The sequence below is a fragment of the Leeuwenhoekiella obamensis genome (genome assembly GCF_055391795.1).
In genome coordinates this window covers 3,699,945-3,716,437 of record NZ_AP029251.1, presented here as the reverse complement: position 1 = coordinate 3,716,437, position 16,493 = coordinate 3,699,945, and the positions used below count along the sequence as shown (strand labels likewise).

Here is a 16,493-nt window from a genome sequence, read left to right as displayed (position 1 = left end):
TTCTTGAGCACATCTGCTATTCTGAAAATATATCAGAATATGATTATCGGTTGAAGAGTGTTATTTTAGCCACTCATAAATCAATCAAAAATCATCACATGACCTTCTTCAAAGGGTTATTTTTTATTCTTCTTTTTTCGCTTGTTGCGCAAACAACAACTGCTCAAGAAACTGTAATCTTGCGCGGTAAAGTGCTTAACGACAGTATCGAGACAGAATACCTTCACGTTCTCAACCTCACTTCGCAAAAAGGAACCATCACAAATGAAGCTGGTATTTTTGCCATTCCGGTGCAGGTGAATGACACACTTTATGTCTCAGCCCTTCAATTTAAGGATAAGACCATCGCGATCACAGAAGATTTATTTTCACGAAAGTATATCTCCTTTTACCTTGAAGAAGAGGTAAACGATCTTGAGGAAGTAGATATTAGTAATATTGATCTTACGGGCCGTTTAGGCGAAGATGTAAGTAGCGTTGACACAAAAAAGCCTTTTGATCCTGAAGCCGCAGGATTGCCGGTAAATCACAACCCGATCCCCACAGCGGAAGAGCGCAGATTGTACACCGCAACACATACTGGCGGCGGTATTGTACCCATTGACCCGATCGTGAATGCCATTACCGGAAAAACTAAACGCCTTAAAAAACAGCTTGCATTATCGCGCATGGAGCGAAAAGTACAAGAGGCTCGCAACATTTTTGAAGACAGCATCTACACTCGCAAATTGAACATACCTATTTTGCTGGTGGATGATTTTGCACATTATGTTTATGAAGATAATGATGAAGCGCTTGCGATGGCTTCTCGCAAAAACCTTCTTTGGCTAATTGAATTGCTTGAGGAGAAGTCTGTAGAATACCTAAAACTAAGGAAGCGCGAAGAAGAGTAAACTTTGGAATAGACTTTGTTCCTTGATTGATTACCTTTGTTATTCTTACATTTTATGAAAAAATATCTTTTACTTCTTGTTGTTGCTTTTCCTTTAATTGCAGCGACCACTTTACATAAATACTACGTTAGCATTACAGAGTTGAGCTATAATGAAGAGCACAAGTCTATTGAGATCATTTCTCGCATATTTTATGATGATATTGAGCAAGTTTTGCAAGAGCGCTATGACAGTAAAATTCAGGTAGACGGCTCAAAATATCCTAAGGAAAAACTCAACGAATATTTAGAGCAATATTTTAAACATCGCTTACATGTTTTTGTAAATGGTGAAGAAAAAGCATTTAATTATCTAGGCTATGAAACTGATCTAGATTATCTGGTTTTTTATCTCGAAATAGAGAATATTGAGAAACCAAAAAGCATTGCTGTAGAAAACCCCATGCTAATGGAAGTTTTCTCAGAACAAAAAAATGTAGTTCATGTTAAGGTTGGCGATACACATAAAAGTTTTATGCTGTACTCAGAAAATGATAAAGCAATGTTAAATTTTGATCAATAAATACGCTAACCCTAGCAAATTTCTACTTTTATCTAATTCTTAAAATTTAATTAACATCCCCATGAAAAGTATTAAGCTTTCATTCTTTTTTCTTTTTGTGCTAATAGGCGCCACAGCCTTTGCTCAAGAGGGAGAAACCACTCAACCAGAACGCAAGCCTGGTCACACAAATACAAATAAATTTAGACAGCTTTATGATCAGTGGGCTACGCCAAATATGTTCCGTACAGCTTCTGGTGCTCCTGGTCCTGCTTACTATCAGAACACGGCAGATTACAAAATGCAAATTGAGCTTAATGATAAAGAGCAGATCATCACTGGTGAAGAGACGATCACTTATCATAACAACTCTCAAGATGATCTAGAATATCTATGGGTTCAACTAGATCAAAATGTAAGAAAAAAAGATTCTCCTGCTGCACAACGCGATGGTGACGGTATGTCTCCTGTAATGCCTCCACAATCTTTTGTTGCAGAATATATGGGTGAGCCTTTTGATGGCGGATTCAATATTCAATCTGTGGCTGCAGATGGTAAAGCGCTTAAGTATACTATTAACTATACAATGATGCGTATCGAGATGGCAGAACCATTAGAAGCAGGCGATTCTTATGAATTTAGCATTAAATGGAACTATAACGTGCCAGATCACACTGTTGACAGAGCAAGATCTGGATATGAGCCTTTTCCTGACGGAAACAACAACTATGTGATCGCACAATTCTACCCACGTATGTGTGTTTACAATGATGTAGAAGGGTGGCAAAACTACCAGTTTTGGGGAAGCGGTGAATTCGCGCTTGCTTTTGGCGATTTTGATGTAGACATTACTGTACCTGCAGATCACCTGCTAGATGGTACTGGTGAGCTTATCAACCGTAAAGAAGTATATTCTAAGGAAGAATACAAGCGTTGGGAACAAGCTACAAAATCTTATGACAAACCTGTGATCATTAGAACTCAGGCAGAAGCAGAACAAATCGAGAAAGGTTTTAGCGAAAAGAAAAAAACATATAAGCTTAGAGCGAAAAACGTAAGAGACTTTGCGTTTACTTCTTCAAGAAAGTACATCATGGATGCACAAGCTGTTAAATTCCCTCAGGGTGATGTAATGGCGATCTCTATTTATCCTAAAGAAGGTAACCCACTTTGGGAAGAATATTCTACTAAAGCAGTTGTACAAACACTTCATTCATATTCTAGAATGACTTTTGATTACCCTTATCCTAAAGCGATCTCTGTACACGGTAAGAATCAAGGTATGGAATACCCAATGATCTGCTGGAACTACGGTCGTCCTGATGCTGATGGCAACTATTCTGACGCTACAAAATACGGAATGATAAGTGTGATTATCCACGAAGTAGGACACAATTTCTTCCCGATGATCGTAAACAGTGATGAGCGTCAATGGGGATGGATGGACGAAGGTATCAACACCTTTGTACAGTATGTAGCTGAGCAAGATTTTGGTGAAAAATATCCAGAAGCTATCGCTCCTAACACAAAATATCCTTCAAGAAGAGGTGAGCCATCTAAGATCACAAACTACATGGGTGGAGAGCAAGATTACATTTCTCCTATCATGTCTAACCCAGAAAACGTTTATCAATTAGGAAACAATGCATATGGCAAGCCAGCAACTGCATTAAACATCTTAAGAGAAACTGTAATGGGTCGTGATCTATTTGACTACTCATTTAAGACATATTCTCAAAGATGGATGTTTAAACACCCAACTCCAGAAGATTTCTTCCGCACTATGGAAGATGCATCTGCAGTAGATCTAGACTGGTTCTGGAGAGGATGGTTTTACACTACAGATTGGGTTGATATAGGTGTAGAAGATGTAAAATCATATTACATCACAGATCAACCTACTGAGCAAGGTAAAGCGCTATTAGCAAGATATGGCTATACGCCAGAGTCTATAGATGCTCTTTATGTAGTTGAAGAAAGCAGCGAAGAGTTTAATGCAGATATGAAGCAAAAAACTACAGAAGAGAACGCGCCTAAATTAAATCAGTTCTTAATGGACAACTTCTCTGCAGAAGAAAGAGCTAAACTTAAAGCTCCTAAACACTTCTACGCAGTTACTTTTGAAAAACCAGGAGGTATCCCTATGCCACTTATCGTGGAATATACTTATGCAGATGGAACTTCTGAAACTGTAAAATACCCAGTACAGATCTGGAGAAAGAACGATGCTCAAGTAGAAAAAGTTATTGCTACAGATAAAGAGATCACTAAGATCACAGTAGATCCTAATCTTGAAACAGCAGACGTTGACCTATCAAACAACTCATGGCCAAAACAAAAAGAAGAAAGCCAGTTTGACAAGTTCAAAGAATCAACAAGAGATTAACAACGTTAATTTGTAATAAAAGCCGGCTCGTTTTAGCCGGCTTTTCTTTTTTCCTATATCTTTGTGTGTGATGATGACGATACCTTTATTTATTAGCGGAACTGAAATAGCATTTGTGATCTTTATTGTGATCATGGTCTTTGGTGCAGATAAAGTTCCTGATATTGCAAGAGGGCTTGGTAAAGGCATGAAGACTTTGCGCAACGCCACAAACGAGATTAAAAGTGAGATCACAAAAACTGCAGAAAAGCAGGGGATTGATACCAGTATAGCAGATGACGTCAAAAAAGAGATTGACGATGCTAAAAAAGGTTTTGATGATATCACTGGCTCTGTAAAACGTAAGTTTTAATGTGGGAGCAGCTGGCCGAATGGGACAGAAAACTATTTATATACCTTAACAACCTAGGTATTGAAGATTATGATGGTTTCTGGCTATTCATAACACAGATCAATCACTGGATACCGCTTTATCTTTTATTTTTCGGGCTTTTTATTTTTACATTTCCATGGAAAAAAGCCATACTCGCGATACTTTTTACACTTATTAATCTTGCCTTTGTTGTTACGCTCACGCAACTAGTAAAAAATCAGGTTGCAAGACTTAGACCTAACAACGAACCTCTTCTAGAAGATCTAATACGTGTATTACAAAAACCGAATAACTTTTCATTTTTCTCTGGGCACGCAGCAAGCTCGTTTGCTGTGACCACTTTTGTAGTTCTTGTTCTTAGAAAAAAATACAAGTGGGCTTATGTGTTTTACATCTGGCCAGTACTTTTTGCTTTAAGCAGAATATTTGTGGGTGTACATTACCCGTTAGACCTTTTTATAGGCGCTATAGTAGGACTTCTCTGCGCCTGCCTATTCTATTACTTTTATAAAAAAACTTGCCATAAATTAAATTATATTTAATATCTTCATTTCAGATTAGTAATAATCTAATAGTCATTTATGGGAAATGTCTTTTTCAGTTTAGTTCACTAGAGAAAGATATGTCAGTAACAGTTTAGTGTTAATTTTGACAAACCCTGCTTTTTCAAGCAGGGTTTTCTTTTTTTCGGCTTATTGTTAGTCCGTCTCTAATGGGTAATAAAACGGTTTCTAAGCGCGGATCGTGAGCAAGTAACCTGTTATACTCAAGAAGTGCATTTGTACTTATATCGTCCTTCTTAACCTCTTGCACAACTTTACCACTCCACAATACATTATCAGATAGAATTATTCCGCCAGGATTGAGCCGATCTACAATGAGGTCAAAATACTTCGGGTAGTTAGGTTTATCTGCATCGATAAAAACCAGATCAAAATTCTCCTCTAGTTCTGGTATAACCTCAAGCGCATTACCTAGATGTTGTTTAATCCTTTGGCCGTAAGGCGAACGATCAAAATACATTCTCTGAAAATCCTCTAGCTCCTCATTTACATCAATGGTATGTAAAATACCATCTTGCTTTAAGCCCTCTGCAAGACAAAGCGCAGAATAGCCAGTATAAGTGCCAATTTCAAGAATAACCTTAGGGGAAATGATCTTAGACAAAATGCTCAAAACCCTACCTTGATAAGGACCGCTCAACATGCGCGGCTGCAAAACCTTCTGAAAGGTTTCACGTCTTAACTGCTGCAGCAATTCTGGTTCTTGTTGCGAGTGAGCAACTGTATAATCGTCTATTTCTTGCGGTAAAAAAAACATGGTGATTTTATAAAAAGAAATTCCACACTACACCAAATCTAAAATTAAAATCACGATATGGATAACCCGGCGCACTGAAGAAATCATTGCCGGTAAATGGTGAATTTACATGCTCTGCAATAAAGAAAATACGCGTTTGACGCACCTTCATATTAAAGAAAACATCTATAAGCGGAAACTCACCCAATTCTTCATCATTCTGCACATAAAACTCAGAAAGCACAGGATCATAACCATTTAAATTATACTTTGTGAAGTATTTAAAATTCACCCCAGTTTGTATAAATAACGCTTTATCAAACCATTCATCTGTGTAGTATAATGTGTTGCGCGTGATCAACTCTGGTGTCTTCAAGAAGTCCTGACCGTTAAACACTTTTTGATACGCTATGGTATTATTCAGTGCAAATTTGCCCACTTTAAATTCCTTGTTCACCTTAACATTCAGGTAATTCACCAGGTCTCCCGTTTGCATAGACTTTACCATATTATCTGCTGGGTCAAGCCCAAAATATGCATAGTCTGAGATCGCAGTAAGGTTTGCATTGATGTTTAGGAGTTTTTTTGACTTTAAGTCAAAAGAAAGCGTATTTGTCTTAACGTTCTTATAATCGTCAAGATTATACCAGTTATAGTTTACATAACTGCTCTGAAAAAGCAGGTGATTGTAATTAGGCAAACTACTGTTAGAATGAATACCGGCCTTAACGTCAAAGAGCTCCTTAAGCCTGAAAGATGCCGCACCATTAAAATCATAACCATCAAAATCTCCCGTGATATTTGCCTTTGCATCACCCTCTAACGTGAAGCCGCCAATGCGATTAAAATACCCCGCTCCTACTTCTATAATATCACCTTGCAAGCGATTCGGAATTCGCTTACCATCATCTTGTATGATCACGCGATTATAACCATAATCATAATGACTATGGCCAGCGCTTAAGCGTAAACTTCCCAGTGTTTTGTTAGCATAGTTTACATAAAGCGTATTGTTTAGATCTTCAAGATCTGTACGGTCGTTGATCTGCCCAGTTACAAAAGATTCGCCTAAAACATTAGAAGGCGTTGTTTGCGTATAGGTGTAGAATTTATCTTTAAATACAAGTTGATGGCCCACTTGTATTCTGTTGCTTGCAGAATCTGTTTGCTTAATTAGATCATACGTGTGATCAATATAAAAACGTTGACCATCTAAGATGTTATTCGCGTTTTGAAAATTCACATTAAGGCGAGAGCGATCATCAAACTCCTCATTGTTACTTCTAAAATTCTCTAAAGCCGTGGGCTGCAAACCGCCGTTCTCATTGTTTAAAATATCCTGAGCAACATAATGCGCTTTGATCTGGTAGCGATCATTTTTAGACCTAGAATTAAACGTGAATCTAAAGTTACCTGTACTCGTCAATATGTTTTGATATTTACCTAGACTTCGCAATCCTTTATAAGCGATCGAGAAATTAAAACGCTCTGAAGTGTTCATAGTGAAAAATGCATCAAGCGTTTGCCCTTGTTCAAAAACACTTTTGTAATACATCTCTGTCAATGGTGTGGGAACTCTGTAATAATACGTATCCTCCACTTCCATGTAATTAAAATGTTTGGCTCGGGCGCCAAAAAGTGGCTTCACTGATGTATTGTCAAAATGGTAAAGCAGTGTATTATGCGTTTGACCCGTGTTGTTAAACGGCAAAAGGTCAAATCTATCGCGTCTTAAATAATTGTATTTGTAGAATTTATTGACGGTAAGCGAAGTATCTACAACTGTCGTATCATTTTTATACGAAATGATCTTGTAGAGGTCAATAGGCGGTCGCTCGCGTTTGTTCGGTTTGCTAAACTCACGTTCTTCTGGTCCTCCTTGACCACGAGCTCCTCCTGATAATTTTCTTTGGGCGTGACCCACAAAAGAAAACATTACCAATAAGCAAAAAAGAAAATAAATACGTTTATGGTAACTCATAGGCCGCAAAGATAAATTTATTGCGCATAATCTTAACGACCACTACCGCATTAAAGTGTATTAAATATGATAGTTCTACTTTTTACGATCTATCACATAATTTACCATGAGTGTGAGACTCTCTTTATATTTTGAGTCGGGATAGGTATTAAGAATGTCTAGCGCTTCTTGTTGCAGTTCTTTCATCTTGTTTACTGCATATTCAAGACCGCCTAACTCTTTAACTTTTGCGATCACTTCTTTAACGCGCTTCTTGTCTTTGTTGTGATTTTTAACCGAATTGATCAGCCATTTATTTTCTGCCGGTGTTGCGGTGTTTATCGCATAAATGAGCGGTAAAGTCATCTTTTGCTCTTTGATATCAATACCTGTAGGCTTGCCTATTTTCTCGCTTCCGTAGTCAAAAAGGTCGTCTTTGATTTGAAATGCTAAACCTATTAATTCACCAAATTTCCGCATCTTCTCGATATCAACTTTATCTGCATGCACAGCCGCAGCTCCCATCGCACAACAGGCTGCGATAAGTGTAGCCGTCTTTTGCCTGATGATCTCAAAATAGACTTCTTCAGTGATGTCTAGCTTTCTGGCTTTCTCGATCTGCAACAACTCGCCTTCGCTCATTTCGCGTACAGCGACAGAAATAATACGCAACAGATCAAAATCTTCATTATCTATAGAAAGCAACAATCCGCGCGACAGCAAATAATCTCCCACAAGCACCGCGATCTTATTTTTCCATAACGCATTAAGCGAAAAGAACCCGCGTCTGCGATAGCTCTCGTCTACCACATCGTCGTGCACCAGAGTTGCGGTATGTATCAATTCTATCACCGAAGCTCCTCTGTACGTACGATCGTTAAGCACTTCTTTGCCCATCATTTTTGCAACCAAAAAAACGAACATGGGACGCATTTGCTTCCCTTTACGGTTTACAATATAATGTGTGATACGGTTGAGTAACGGCACTTTAGACCGCATTGAAAGCGAAAACTTTTTCTCGAAGATCTCCATTTCATAAGAAATGGGCTGTTTTATCTGCTCAACTATTTTCATGTGGGCGATAAATATATAGCAAAATCTAGGATTAGCTCAATGTAGAGGTGATGTATTACTACGAAAAGAAGTTAAATACAAAATTTGACCATTTTACGGTATCCCATAAAAAGAAGTGTGCATGTTACATTTAACTTGTTAAAAATGGTAATTCTTCGAAAAGTTCGTCGAAAAAATAGGCTACTAACTATTTGAAATCTAAAAAGCTATATTTTAGATCGTTCTTATCAATATAGATTATGCATAAACTATTACTCTCTGCTTTTTTACTATTTTTCTGCGTTTCGCTATCAGCGCAAATAGCTGATGAAAATTTTAATGACTCTAAACTACCAGAAGGTTGGACAACCACAATAAATTCGGGAACCTGCGAATGGAATACGTTTACAAAATCTACCCCTAACGGCCCCGATTTTGCATCTGTAGCTTTGCTCTATGACGATGACAATTGCGGCGAATACTCTCAACCCAGCAACGTATCAATTCTCACAAAGAAATATGACATTTCAGGAGTAAGTCCGGTTTCACTTTCTGTAGAAGTGGGATTCTCTGGTATAGATGGCGGCGAGAGTGTTACCATTGAAGTTTATGATGGTACTGAGTGGCAGTCTATTCTTTATCTAGAATCTGGTCAAAAAAGATATCCATTTACCTTTCAACGCGAAGTAACAGAATTTGCAAACGCTGACTTCCAGGTACGATTCACCTATGATGATAATGGACAATGGAGCTGGTATGCAGGTATTGATAATTTTAAATTAACTCAAACTTCAAACACAAGTTTGATCGCTCAAGATCAATGCTCAACTGCAGCTACAGTTACTGCCGGAACGCATGATGTAGAACCTATAAATATGGGTTACGCCCCAGAAGATGCTTGTTTTTCTGCTAAGAAAGCTGCCGGAGCGGCATGGTTTAAATACGTAGCCACTATAAGCGGCTCTGCGACGGTAAATACTGCGATTCCTTCTAATCCTGCTATTGACACCCGCGTAAGTATTTTAAAAGGAAGCTGCGACGCGCTAACTTGTTTAACCTTTAATGATGACACTAGTTCTGGAACAAGAGCAAAAGCCTCTTTTAAAATAGAAGAAGGAGAAGAATATTTTATCGTTTTTGATGATTATTGGACTTCTAGTGGGTTTCAATTTGAGCTTACTGAGGAAGCCTACGATTGTCCTGATGATGAAACATACGCCTTTAATTTCTCTGATGAAAAGGCAATTCAGGTTTGTCACACCCAAGTTGATGAGGATGGCGATGGCAGCTACTGGATCGTTGACTCAGCAGATTTTGATGATAACGACCCAGACAACGAAGTCTATTATATCGCTAGCGCTCCTGCAGAACAAGACTCTAATGATTTCTTATACTCGCCAGGATTAATGCTTAATGCAGGCGTGACTTATGCCATTGATGTAGCGTATAACGTTACCAATACAGCAAGATCTAATGCAAATGAGAGTATAGATATTTTTATGGCTGATGCGCCAAATAGTGCCAGCAAGATCAAAACTCTGCACTCCAACACTGGAGTCGCTGTAACTTATGGTTCGCTTAACGAAATATACACCAAAGCCATACGCACAGACAATGTAGAATTTACACCAAGCACCACAGGAGAATATTTCTTAGGCATCAACAAATTATCACCGGCAAATTCTGGTATACTTGTGATCTTTGAATATAGCATTAGCAGAACGCTTAGCACCAAGAATCCTACGAGCAATGCGATCACTAGATATTATAATGCTAAAGAAGAAAAGCTAATAGTAAACGCACCTTCTGAAATTGAAAGTGTGCAGCTCTATAACATAATGGGACAAGAAATCGCTAGCAAGCAGAATCTTACAAATACCGCTGAAGTAAGTTTAGCAAGCTTCCCTAAAGGTGTTTATATCGCTAAGATCACCGCAAACGGAATAACAGAAAATTTTAAACTTCTAAGAGATTAAGATTTATTCGCTAGTTGACCACATGCGGCATCAATATCTTTACCACGTGATCTACGCACGGTAACGGTGATGCCTTTTTCTTCTAGCCTATTTACATACATATCAATGACAGCAGGATCTGCCTGTTGAAATTCGCCGTCATCTATAGGATTGTATTCTATGAGATTTACTTTGCTAGGCACAGCTTGACAGAAATCGATCAATGCATCAATATCTTTATGCTGGTCGTTAATCCCGCGCCAGATCACATATTCATAAGTGATGCGCTTTTTTGTCTTAACGTACCAATACTGCAAGGAATCCTTTAATTCTTGCAAAGGCATTTGCTCATTAAAGGGCATGATATCTGTACGCACATCATCAAGGGCGCTATGCAGCGAAACAGCTAGATTGAACTTCACATCTTCATCTGCCATCTTTTTTATGATCTTAGGCACACCAGATGTTGAAACAGTAATTCTTCTAGGAGACATGCCCAGACCATCATCTGCGGTTATCTTTTCGATGGCTTTTACAACATTTTTATAATTCATGAGCGGCTCTCCCATACCCATGAATACAATGTTTGACAGCGGCCTGTCGTGATAGATTCTACTCTGGCGGTCAATCGCAACAACCTGATCAAAAATCTCATCAGGATTAAGATTACGCATTCTTTTTAATCGCGCTGTTGCGCAAAATCTACAATTAAGACTACAACCTACCTGCGATGAGACACAAGCCGTAGTTCTGCTTGAAGTTGGGATAAGAACACTTTCTACAATAAGACCATCGTGTAATTTCACGGCATTTTTAATAGTACCGTCATTACTGCGTTGCATTTTATCAACTTTGATATGATTGATCACAAAATGCTCATCAAGAAAAGCGCGAGTATCCTTGCTAAGGTTTGTCATGTCATCAAAGCTGTGAGCGCCTTTATTCCATAACCATTCGTAGACTTGGTTTCCTCTAAAAGCCTTTTCGCCTTGAGCGACAAAATATGCTCTGAGTTCTTCTCTTGATAACGATCGTATGTCTTTTTTATCTGTTGCCATCTGTGCAAAGTTACTATTTATAATCATGCCGTTGTGATGCGTTAGGGATTGCAGCGGCATCCTCGCCCGTGGCGAGATATAGCGGAAAGCCCGGTATGCAGCGTAGCGAAATAAACGCCATAAAAAATCCCCGACTAATTGCCGGGGACTTGATATTATAATGCTATGCTTTATTAGATAATAAGCATCGCGTCTCCATAAGAGTAAAATTTGTACTTCTCTTTTACTGCTTCTTCATACGCCTTCATGATAAAGTCGTGACCTGCAAATGCAGAAACCATCATTAATAGGGTACTTTTTGGAGTATGGAAGTTTGTAACCATGCAGTTTGCAATGCTAAAGTCGTATGGAGGGAAGATAAACTTGTTTGTCCAACCACCAAATTCATTAAGCGTTCTACCGCTACTCACTGCGCTCTCTAGCACACGCATTACAGTAGTTCCTACTGCACAAACTCTGCGCTTCTCATCGATAGCTTTATTGATCGTGTTTGTCGCAGCTGTGTGGATAAATGCTTCTTCGCTATCCATCTTGTGCTTGCTAAGATCTTCTACCTCAACTGGGCTAAAGGTTCCTAGACCAACGTGAAGTGTAACCTCTGCAAAGTTCACACCTTTGATCTCAAGTCTCTTAAGCAGGTGTTTACTAAAGTGTAAACCAGCTGTAGGCGCTGCAACAGCTCCTTCTTCTTTAGCATAGATCGTCTGGTAACGCTCTGCATCTTCTGGCTCTACTTCTCTCTTTATGTACTTAGGCAGTGGAGTTTCTCCTAGATCTTGAAGTTTCTTACGGAATTCTGTGTAAGAACCATCGTATAAAAATCTAAGGGTACGTCCTCTAGAAGTAGTGTTATCAATAACTTCTGCTACCAAGCTCTCATCATCACCAAAATAAAGCTTGTTACCTATTCTTATTTTTCTTGCAGGATCTACAAGAACATCCCAAAGTCTCGTCTCGCTGTTTAATTCTCTAAGTAAGAAAACCTCGATACGCGCTCCAGTCTTTTCTTTATTACCATAAAGGCGAGCAGGAAATACCTTAGTATTGTTAAGCACCATCACATCATCCTCATTGAAGTAATCAATAAGATCCTTAAACATTTTGTGCTCTATGGTTTGATTCTTCCTGTCTAGAACCATAAGGCGCGCCTCATCACGATGTTCTGATGGGTATTCTGCCAGAAGTTCCTTAGGAAGTTCAAAATTAAAATTAGAAAGTTTCATTCCCTTGCTTCGTTTTTAATTAAAATATTCTCAAAAAAGAGTGCAAATATACAATCTTGACAGGGGGGTTGTCAAGTAAATGAGCATTAAATATGGTATCGTCAGAATTTTATCTCACTCGCTTGCAAACTTTGTAAGTTTAGTGTTTTGGCTTTCGCCAAAATTACGCACTCACCTCAAAGCCTAGCTTTTCAAAATCCTTCCAGAAATCAGGATATGATTTGTTAACCACCTCAGCATCTTCAAAGGCAATAGGCACTTTGAGTCCAAGTGGAGCAAAAGCCATTGCCATACGGTGATCTTGATACGTTTTGATCTTTACACTAGCATTACAACCGGTTGAAGGTTCTAATGTCAAACTATTATCTGTCACCTCGATTTGGGCTCCTAGTTTTGTAAGTTCGTTCTTTAACGCCTCAAGACGATCTGTTTCTTTGATCTTTAACGTGTGCAGACCTTTCAATTCACATCCTATTCCCATTGCAAAACAAGTTACTGCAATGGTTTGTGCAATATCTGGACTGTTTGCAAGATCAAAGTTTACAGCTTTTGGCGCAAAGCCAGCTAATTTTGTAAGTCGTATTGAATTTTCTCCAAACTGAGTTTCTACACCCAATTCTTTATAAAATTCTACCAGACTGCTATCGCCCTGCAGACTGTCTTGCTTGTAACTGGTAAGCGTTAGATCTGCCTTCTCTGCAATTGCACAAAGACTGTAAAAGTAAGAAGCGCTACTCCAGTCTGACTCTACGGTAAAAGTTTGTGATTGCGTCTCGCTATGTTCAACTTTGATCACTTGCCCTTCAAAACTGCATGTAATTCCCAGTTGATTAAGCAGTGCTTGCGTCATTTTGATATAAGGAACTGAAGTGATCTTACCTTGAAGTTCTATCTCAATTCCTTGTGGTAGGTAACCGCCCATCATCATTAAAGAAGAAATATACTGGCTGCTCACGTTTGCTGCGAGTTTTACTTTGGCTGCAGCCAAAGTCTTACCGGTAATAACCAGTGGTGGGTAACCTTCATTCTTTTGATATTCTATATCTGCACCCATGGCGCGCAACGCATCTACGAGAATGCCAATGGGACGCTCTTGCATACGTGAACTACCCGTAAGAATGGTTTTTCTACCTTCTTGCACGGCAAAATAGGAAGTTAAAAATCGCATTGCTGTCCCGGCGTGGTGAATATCCACAACCTCTTCTTGAGAAGCAAGAGCCTTTTGCATCATATCGCTATCCTCACTATTAGATAGATTTTTAATATCGATAGTATTAAAAAGCGCCTGAAGGATTAACAAACGGTTAGACTCACTCTTACTACCGGTAATGGTTACTTTACCAGCTATTTCTGGAGTTGATTTAGAAATCTTAAGTTCCAAGGGAATTGTTTTTTAGAGTAACGAAATTACTTTAATTTTTCGTTATTGTGGTGGCGATCGTGATCCCTTTTTGTTTTAATGTCCAGTTTTTTATCAAAGGCTTCCTGAAGATTAACACCGGTTTGATTTGCAAGACATAGAACTACGAACATCACATCTGCAAGCTCTTCACCTAGATCCTTGTTTTTATCAGACTCTTTTTCGCTTTGTTCGCCATAGCGTCTTGCGATAATACGGGCCACCTCGCCTACTTCTTCTGTAAGCTGTGCCATATTAGTAAGTTCGTTAAAATAGCGAACGCCATGATTCTTGATCCACTCATCAACGGCTAACTGTGCTCCTTGTATGTCCATTTTTTTTTATGCTCTTTCGAGAACTACTTTCTCATTTTCTTTTGCGACACGCAATTTAAAGAATTCTCTGAGAGCACCATATTCTTCTACCGGCACAACACTTTTATTGATAGAAAATTTAACAAGAACATTAAGTCTGCCATTTTCATGATGTATAGCATAATAAAAAGATCCTAAGTCTCCAGGCATCTTAATATTTGTAGGCTCTGGTAAAGATGTGACCTCAAAATTCTCTGGCAGATCAAGAATAATATTTTTTACCGTCTGAAAAGGATAAACAAAATCTACAGGATACATTCTCTCTTCATAATTAAAAGGAGATTTACCTAACTTCAAGAATAGTAATGGATCTAAAAATAGTTTATCACCCACGCTCTCTACAACCATGAGCTCATCAAAAGAAAATACAATAGCAATAGGCTTGTCTAGATCTTCAAAATCCTTAACCTCAACATCTGATATATTCTCTATCGTATATTCATCTTCAACAACGCTTTTACCATCACCGTTTGCATTAGATATTTTCTTTCTAAAACGCAATGCACTAGAAGATGTAAAGCGCTCTTGCACTTTTCCTTTTACATATCCTTTTTCATCAATCGATGCCATTAGCATCATATTATCTATTGAAATCAACTTAGGATAAAGATCTATTTCTTGAGAGACTCCAGTTTGTCTCACTAAACGTCCCTTCCAATTATAAACTCGTGTGGGTAGCGTATTGATTGCGCTTAGTTTTTCGGTGGCATCCATTACTGATAATTCCTCATCAATTTGCACACCTGCGATCACATAATTATATCCGGTTAACGTAGGGAATACTGGGATACCATTTTCTCGTGTACTAATAAGTATGGGATGTGCACTTAAACCAGCTTCTCGCAATAGACCGATGAGCAGCAGATTAATTTCAGCGACGTTTCCTTTTTTGTCTTTAAATATTTGGCGAAGGTCTCTATCTACATACTTACCGTAGTCACCATTCCAAGAGAAATTATCACGTACGTAAGCAAAGATCGCTTCCATTCTCTCCTTAGGGTCAGTGTATCGTTCTTGAAAACCTTTGGCGGAAGCCCTCAAAAACTGAAGATTCGTAAGCTGTCCTCCAAAAAATTCATTCTTAAATATACTAGTAGCTACTTCTTCCCATGTAGATGATATCTTCTTAGGGTTGTCTTCATCCATCTCATAAGACTCAAGCTCGTATGCGATCGTAAATCTATAGTTATCTATATTGCTTACATACGGCTCTTCTTTAATGGCCGGGATATCTTTTTTGTCAAAAATAGTGGTCAACTCATTATAAGACATTGTACCATGCGAATCTCTACTCTGACCGTAACCAGTATTGCTACTAAGACCTACTCCCATAGTTTCGCGCTTAATATCTTGATCCATATCAATGTCAAAAAATCCCTTTTTAAGAACATTGAATTTTATGAAATACGGATTTCTGATCTCTGCGTGATATTGCTCAACGGGAATATATTCTTGAATCACAAGATCATCAAACGCATAAAGATTAGGTTTTTCTAATCTATACTCCCACTCAATGATCGATCCTACCTGGGCGTTAGGTATTGCAAAACTTACACGCTTCCAATCTTCCTGAATGTCATTTTCATAAACTTCATGTTTAGCATCAAGCTCAGTTTCTACCACCTTACCGTCAACAAGATTATAGGCAACACCTCTTATCTTCTCTACCTTTTGCTTACTATTCTCGCCGGTATGCAAATCAAATTCTACGGTTGCATAATCTAATCCAGACTTATCAATGATCTTAATGCGCTCATGAATTACGGTTATGATCTCCCATCCATCAAAGCCATGCTCGATCCACGTTTCTCGCCCTTTATAAAGATAAACTGCTCCCGCGGTAGAATCTTTTGCATAGGTTTTTTGCGCAAGCACATCTTCATCAATCTTACCATACTTCACATCTTGCGCGCTCACTACAGCTACGGCAAATAATAAGGCTATTGCCAAAAATCTCTTTCTCATATAGTTTTTAAAAAT

Annotated in this window: 14 protein-coding genes; 6 read left to right on the top strand and 8 right to left on the bottom strand. The window is 38.5% G+C overall.

Going from position 1 to position 16,493, the window contains the following annotated elements; translation table 11 throughout:
- Positions 1 to 98: 98 nt before the first annotated feature.
- From ACZ5L8_RS16320 to ACZ5L8_RS16300, 5 genes are all read left to right on the top strand, one after another.
- Entirely contained in the window at positions 99 to 893 is a 795-nt protein-coding gene (locus tag ACZ5L8_RS16320) for a peptidase associated/transthyretin-like domain-containing protein (RefSeq protein ID WP_464438749.1), read from the top strand.
- Positions 894 to 947: 54 nt separating this feature from the next.
- The gene (locus ACZ5L8_RS16315) at positions 948 to 1,454 is read left to right on the top strand and encodes a DUF6702 family protein (RefSeq protein WP_464438748.1); all 507 of its coding nucleotides are present in this window, start codon (positions 948 to 950) and stop codon (positions 1,452 to 1,454) included.
- A 61-nt stretch (positions 1,455 to 1,515) separates the two neighbouring features.
- Positions 1,516 to 3,819, top strand: a complete 2,304-nt coding sequence (locus tag ACZ5L8_RS16310) for a M1 family metallopeptidase (RefSeq protein ID WP_464438747.1) — start codon at positions 1,516 to 1,518, stop codon at positions 3,817 to 3,819.
- A 70-nt stretch (positions 3,820 to 3,889) separates the two neighbouring features.
- The gene (locus ACZ5L8_RS16305; RefSeq protein ID WP_462599598.1) at positions 3,890 to 4,171 is read left to right on the top strand and encodes a Sec-independent protein translocase subunit TatA/TatB; all 282 of its coding nucleotides are present in this window, start codon (positions 3,890 to 3,892) and stop codon (positions 4,169 to 4,171) included.
- The gene (locus tag ACZ5L8_RS16300) at positions 4,171 to 4,734 is read left to right on the top strand and encodes a phosphatase PAP2 family protein (protein ID WP_464438745.1); all 564 of its coding nucleotides are present in this window, start codon (positions 4,171 to 4,173) and stop codon (positions 4,732 to 4,734) included. Before ACZ5L8_RS16305 ends, ACZ5L8_RS16300 begins: the two co-directional genes overlap by 1 nt.
- Before the next feature lie 124 nt (positions 4,735 to 4,858).
- Here ACZ5L8_RS16300 and ACZ5L8_RS16295 read toward each other — a convergent pair whose 3' ends face one another.
- The 3 genes from ACZ5L8_RS16295 to ACZ5L8_RS16285 form a co-directional block, all read right to left on the bottom strand.
- The gene (locus ACZ5L8_RS16295; protein ID WP_464438744.1) at positions 4,859 to 5,512 is read right to left on the bottom strand and encodes an O-methyltransferase; all 654 of its coding nucleotides are present in this window, start codon (positions 5,510 to 5,512) and stop codon (positions 4,859 to 4,861) included.
- Positions 5,513 to 5,519: 7 nt separating this feature from the next.
- Entirely contained in the window at positions 5,520 to 7,472 is a 1,953-nt protein-coding gene (locus ACZ5L8_RS16290; protein WP_464438743.1) for a putative porin, read from the bottom strand.
- A gap of 75 nt (positions 7,473 to 7,547) precedes the next feature.
- Positions 7,548 to 8,525 carry a polyprenyl synthetase family protein gene (locus ACZ5L8_RS16285; RefSeq protein WP_464438742.1) on the bottom strand — a complete coding sequence of 326 codons (978 nt, stop codon included), beginning with the start codon at positions 8,523 to 8,525 and terminating at the stop codon, positions 7,548 to 7,550.
- A 239-nt stretch (positions 8,526 to 8,764) separates the two neighbouring features.
- Here ACZ5L8_RS16285 and ACZ5L8_RS16280 point away from each other — a divergent pair, with 239 nt between their 5' ends.
- Positions 8,765 to 10,480, top strand: coding sequence for a T9SS type A sorting domain-containing protein (locus ACZ5L8_RS16280; protein WP_464438741.1), 1,716 nt, complete (start codon positions 8,765 to 8,767; stop codon positions 10,478 to 10,480).
- On the opposite strand, the gene rlmN is transcribed toward ACZ5L8_RS16280, so the two are convergent.
- From rlmN to ACZ5L8_RS16255, 5 genes are all read right to left on the bottom strand, one after another.
- Positions 10,477 to 11,517 carry a dual-specificity RNA methyltransferase RlmN gene (gene rlmN / locus ACZ5L8_RS16275; RefSeq protein ID WP_464438740.1) on the bottom strand — a complete coding sequence of 347 codons (1,041 nt, stop codon included), beginning with the start codon at positions 11,515 to 11,517 and terminating at the stop codon, positions 10,477 to 10,479. The genes ACZ5L8_RS16280 and rlmN overlap by 4 nt on opposite strands.
- A gap of 173 nt (positions 11,518 to 11,690) precedes the next feature.
- Positions 11,691 to 12,740 (bottom strand): tRNA preQ1(34) S-adenosylmethionine ribosyltransferase-isomerase QueA, encoded by a 1,050-nt coding sequence (gene queA, locus ACZ5L8_RS16270; RefSeq protein WP_464438739.1) that lies wholly within the window; start codon positions 12,738 to 12,740, stop codon positions 11,691 to 11,693.
- A 163-nt stretch (positions 12,741 to 12,903) separates the two neighbouring features.
- Positions 12,904 to 14,121, bottom strand: a complete 1,218-nt coding sequence (gene aroA, locus ACZ5L8_RS16265) for a 3-phosphoshikimate 1-carboxyvinyltransferase (protein ID WP_464438737.1) — start codon at positions 14,119 to 14,121, stop codon at positions 12,904 to 12,906.
- Between the two features lie 26 nt (positions 14,122 to 14,147).
- Positions 14,148 to 14,474, bottom strand: coding sequence for a nucleotide pyrophosphohydrolase (locus tag ACZ5L8_RS16260; protein WP_464438736.1), 327 nt, complete (start codon positions 14,472 to 14,474; stop codon positions 14,148 to 14,150).
- A gap of 6 nt (positions 14,475 to 14,480) precedes the next feature.
- Positions 14,481 to 16,478, bottom strand: coding sequence for a DUF3857 domain-containing protein (locus tag ACZ5L8_RS16255; protein WP_464438734.1), 1,998 nt, complete (start codon positions 16,476 to 16,478; stop codon positions 14,481 to 14,483).
- Positions 16,479 to 16,493: the final 15 nt, after the last annotated feature.

What these genes read in the sequence shown, in the direction of transcription:
- ACZ5L8_RS16320 (WP_464438749.1), top strand. Translation starts at nt 99, where the DNA reads ATGACCTTCTTCAAAGGGTTATTTTTTATTCTTCTTTTTTCGCTTGTT.
- ACZ5L8_RS16315 (WP_464438748.1), top strand. Translation starts at nt 948, where the DNA reads ATGAAAAAATATCTTTTACTTCTTGTTGTTGCTTTTCCTTTAATTGCA.
- ACZ5L8_RS16310 (WP_464438747.1), top strand. Translation starts at nt 1,516, where the DNA reads ATGAAAAGTATTAAGCTTTCATTCTTTTTTCTTTTTGTGCTAATAGGC.
- ACZ5L8_RS16305 (WP_462599598.1), top strand. Translation starts at nt 3,890, where the DNA reads ATGATGACGATACCTTTATTTATTAGCGGAACTGAAATAGCATTTGTG.
- ACZ5L8_RS16300 (WP_464438745.1), top strand. Translation starts at nt 4,171, where the DNA reads ATGTGGGAGCAGCTGGCCGAATGGGACAGAAAACTATTTATATACCTT.
- ACZ5L8_RS16295 (WP_464438744.1), bottom strand. Translation starts at nt 5,512, where the DNA reads ATGTTTTTTTTACCGCAAGAAATAGACGATTATACAGTTGCTCACTCG.
- ACZ5L8_RS16290 (WP_464438743.1), bottom strand. Translation starts at nt 7,472, where the DNA reads ATGAGTTACCATAAACGTATTTATTTTCTTTTTTGCTTATTGGTAATG.
- ACZ5L8_RS16285 (WP_464438742.1), bottom strand. Translation starts at nt 8,525, where the DNA reads ATGAAAATAGTTGAGCAGATAAAACAGCCCATTTCTTATGAAATGGAG.
- ACZ5L8_RS16280 (WP_464438741.1), top strand. Translation starts at nt 8,765, where the DNA reads ATGCATAAACTATTACTCTCTGCTTTTTTACTATTTTTCTGCGTTTCG.
- rlmN (WP_464438740.1), bottom strand. Translation starts at nt 11,517, where the DNA reads ATGGCAACAGATAAAAAAGACATACGATCGTTATCAAGAGAAGAACTC.
- queA (WP_464438739.1), bottom strand. Translation starts at nt 12,740, where the DNA reads ATGAAACTTTCTAATTTTAATTTTGAACTTCCTAAGGAACTTCTGGCA.
- ACZ5L8_RS16260 (WP_464438736.1), bottom strand. Translation starts at nt 14,474, where the DNA reads ATGGACATACAAGGAGCACAGTTAGCCGTTGATGAGTGGATCAAGAAT.
- ACZ5L8_RS16255 (WP_464438734.1), bottom strand. Translation starts at nt 16,478, where the DNA reads ATGAGAAAGAGATTTTTGGCAATAGCCTTATTATTTGCCGTAGCTGTA.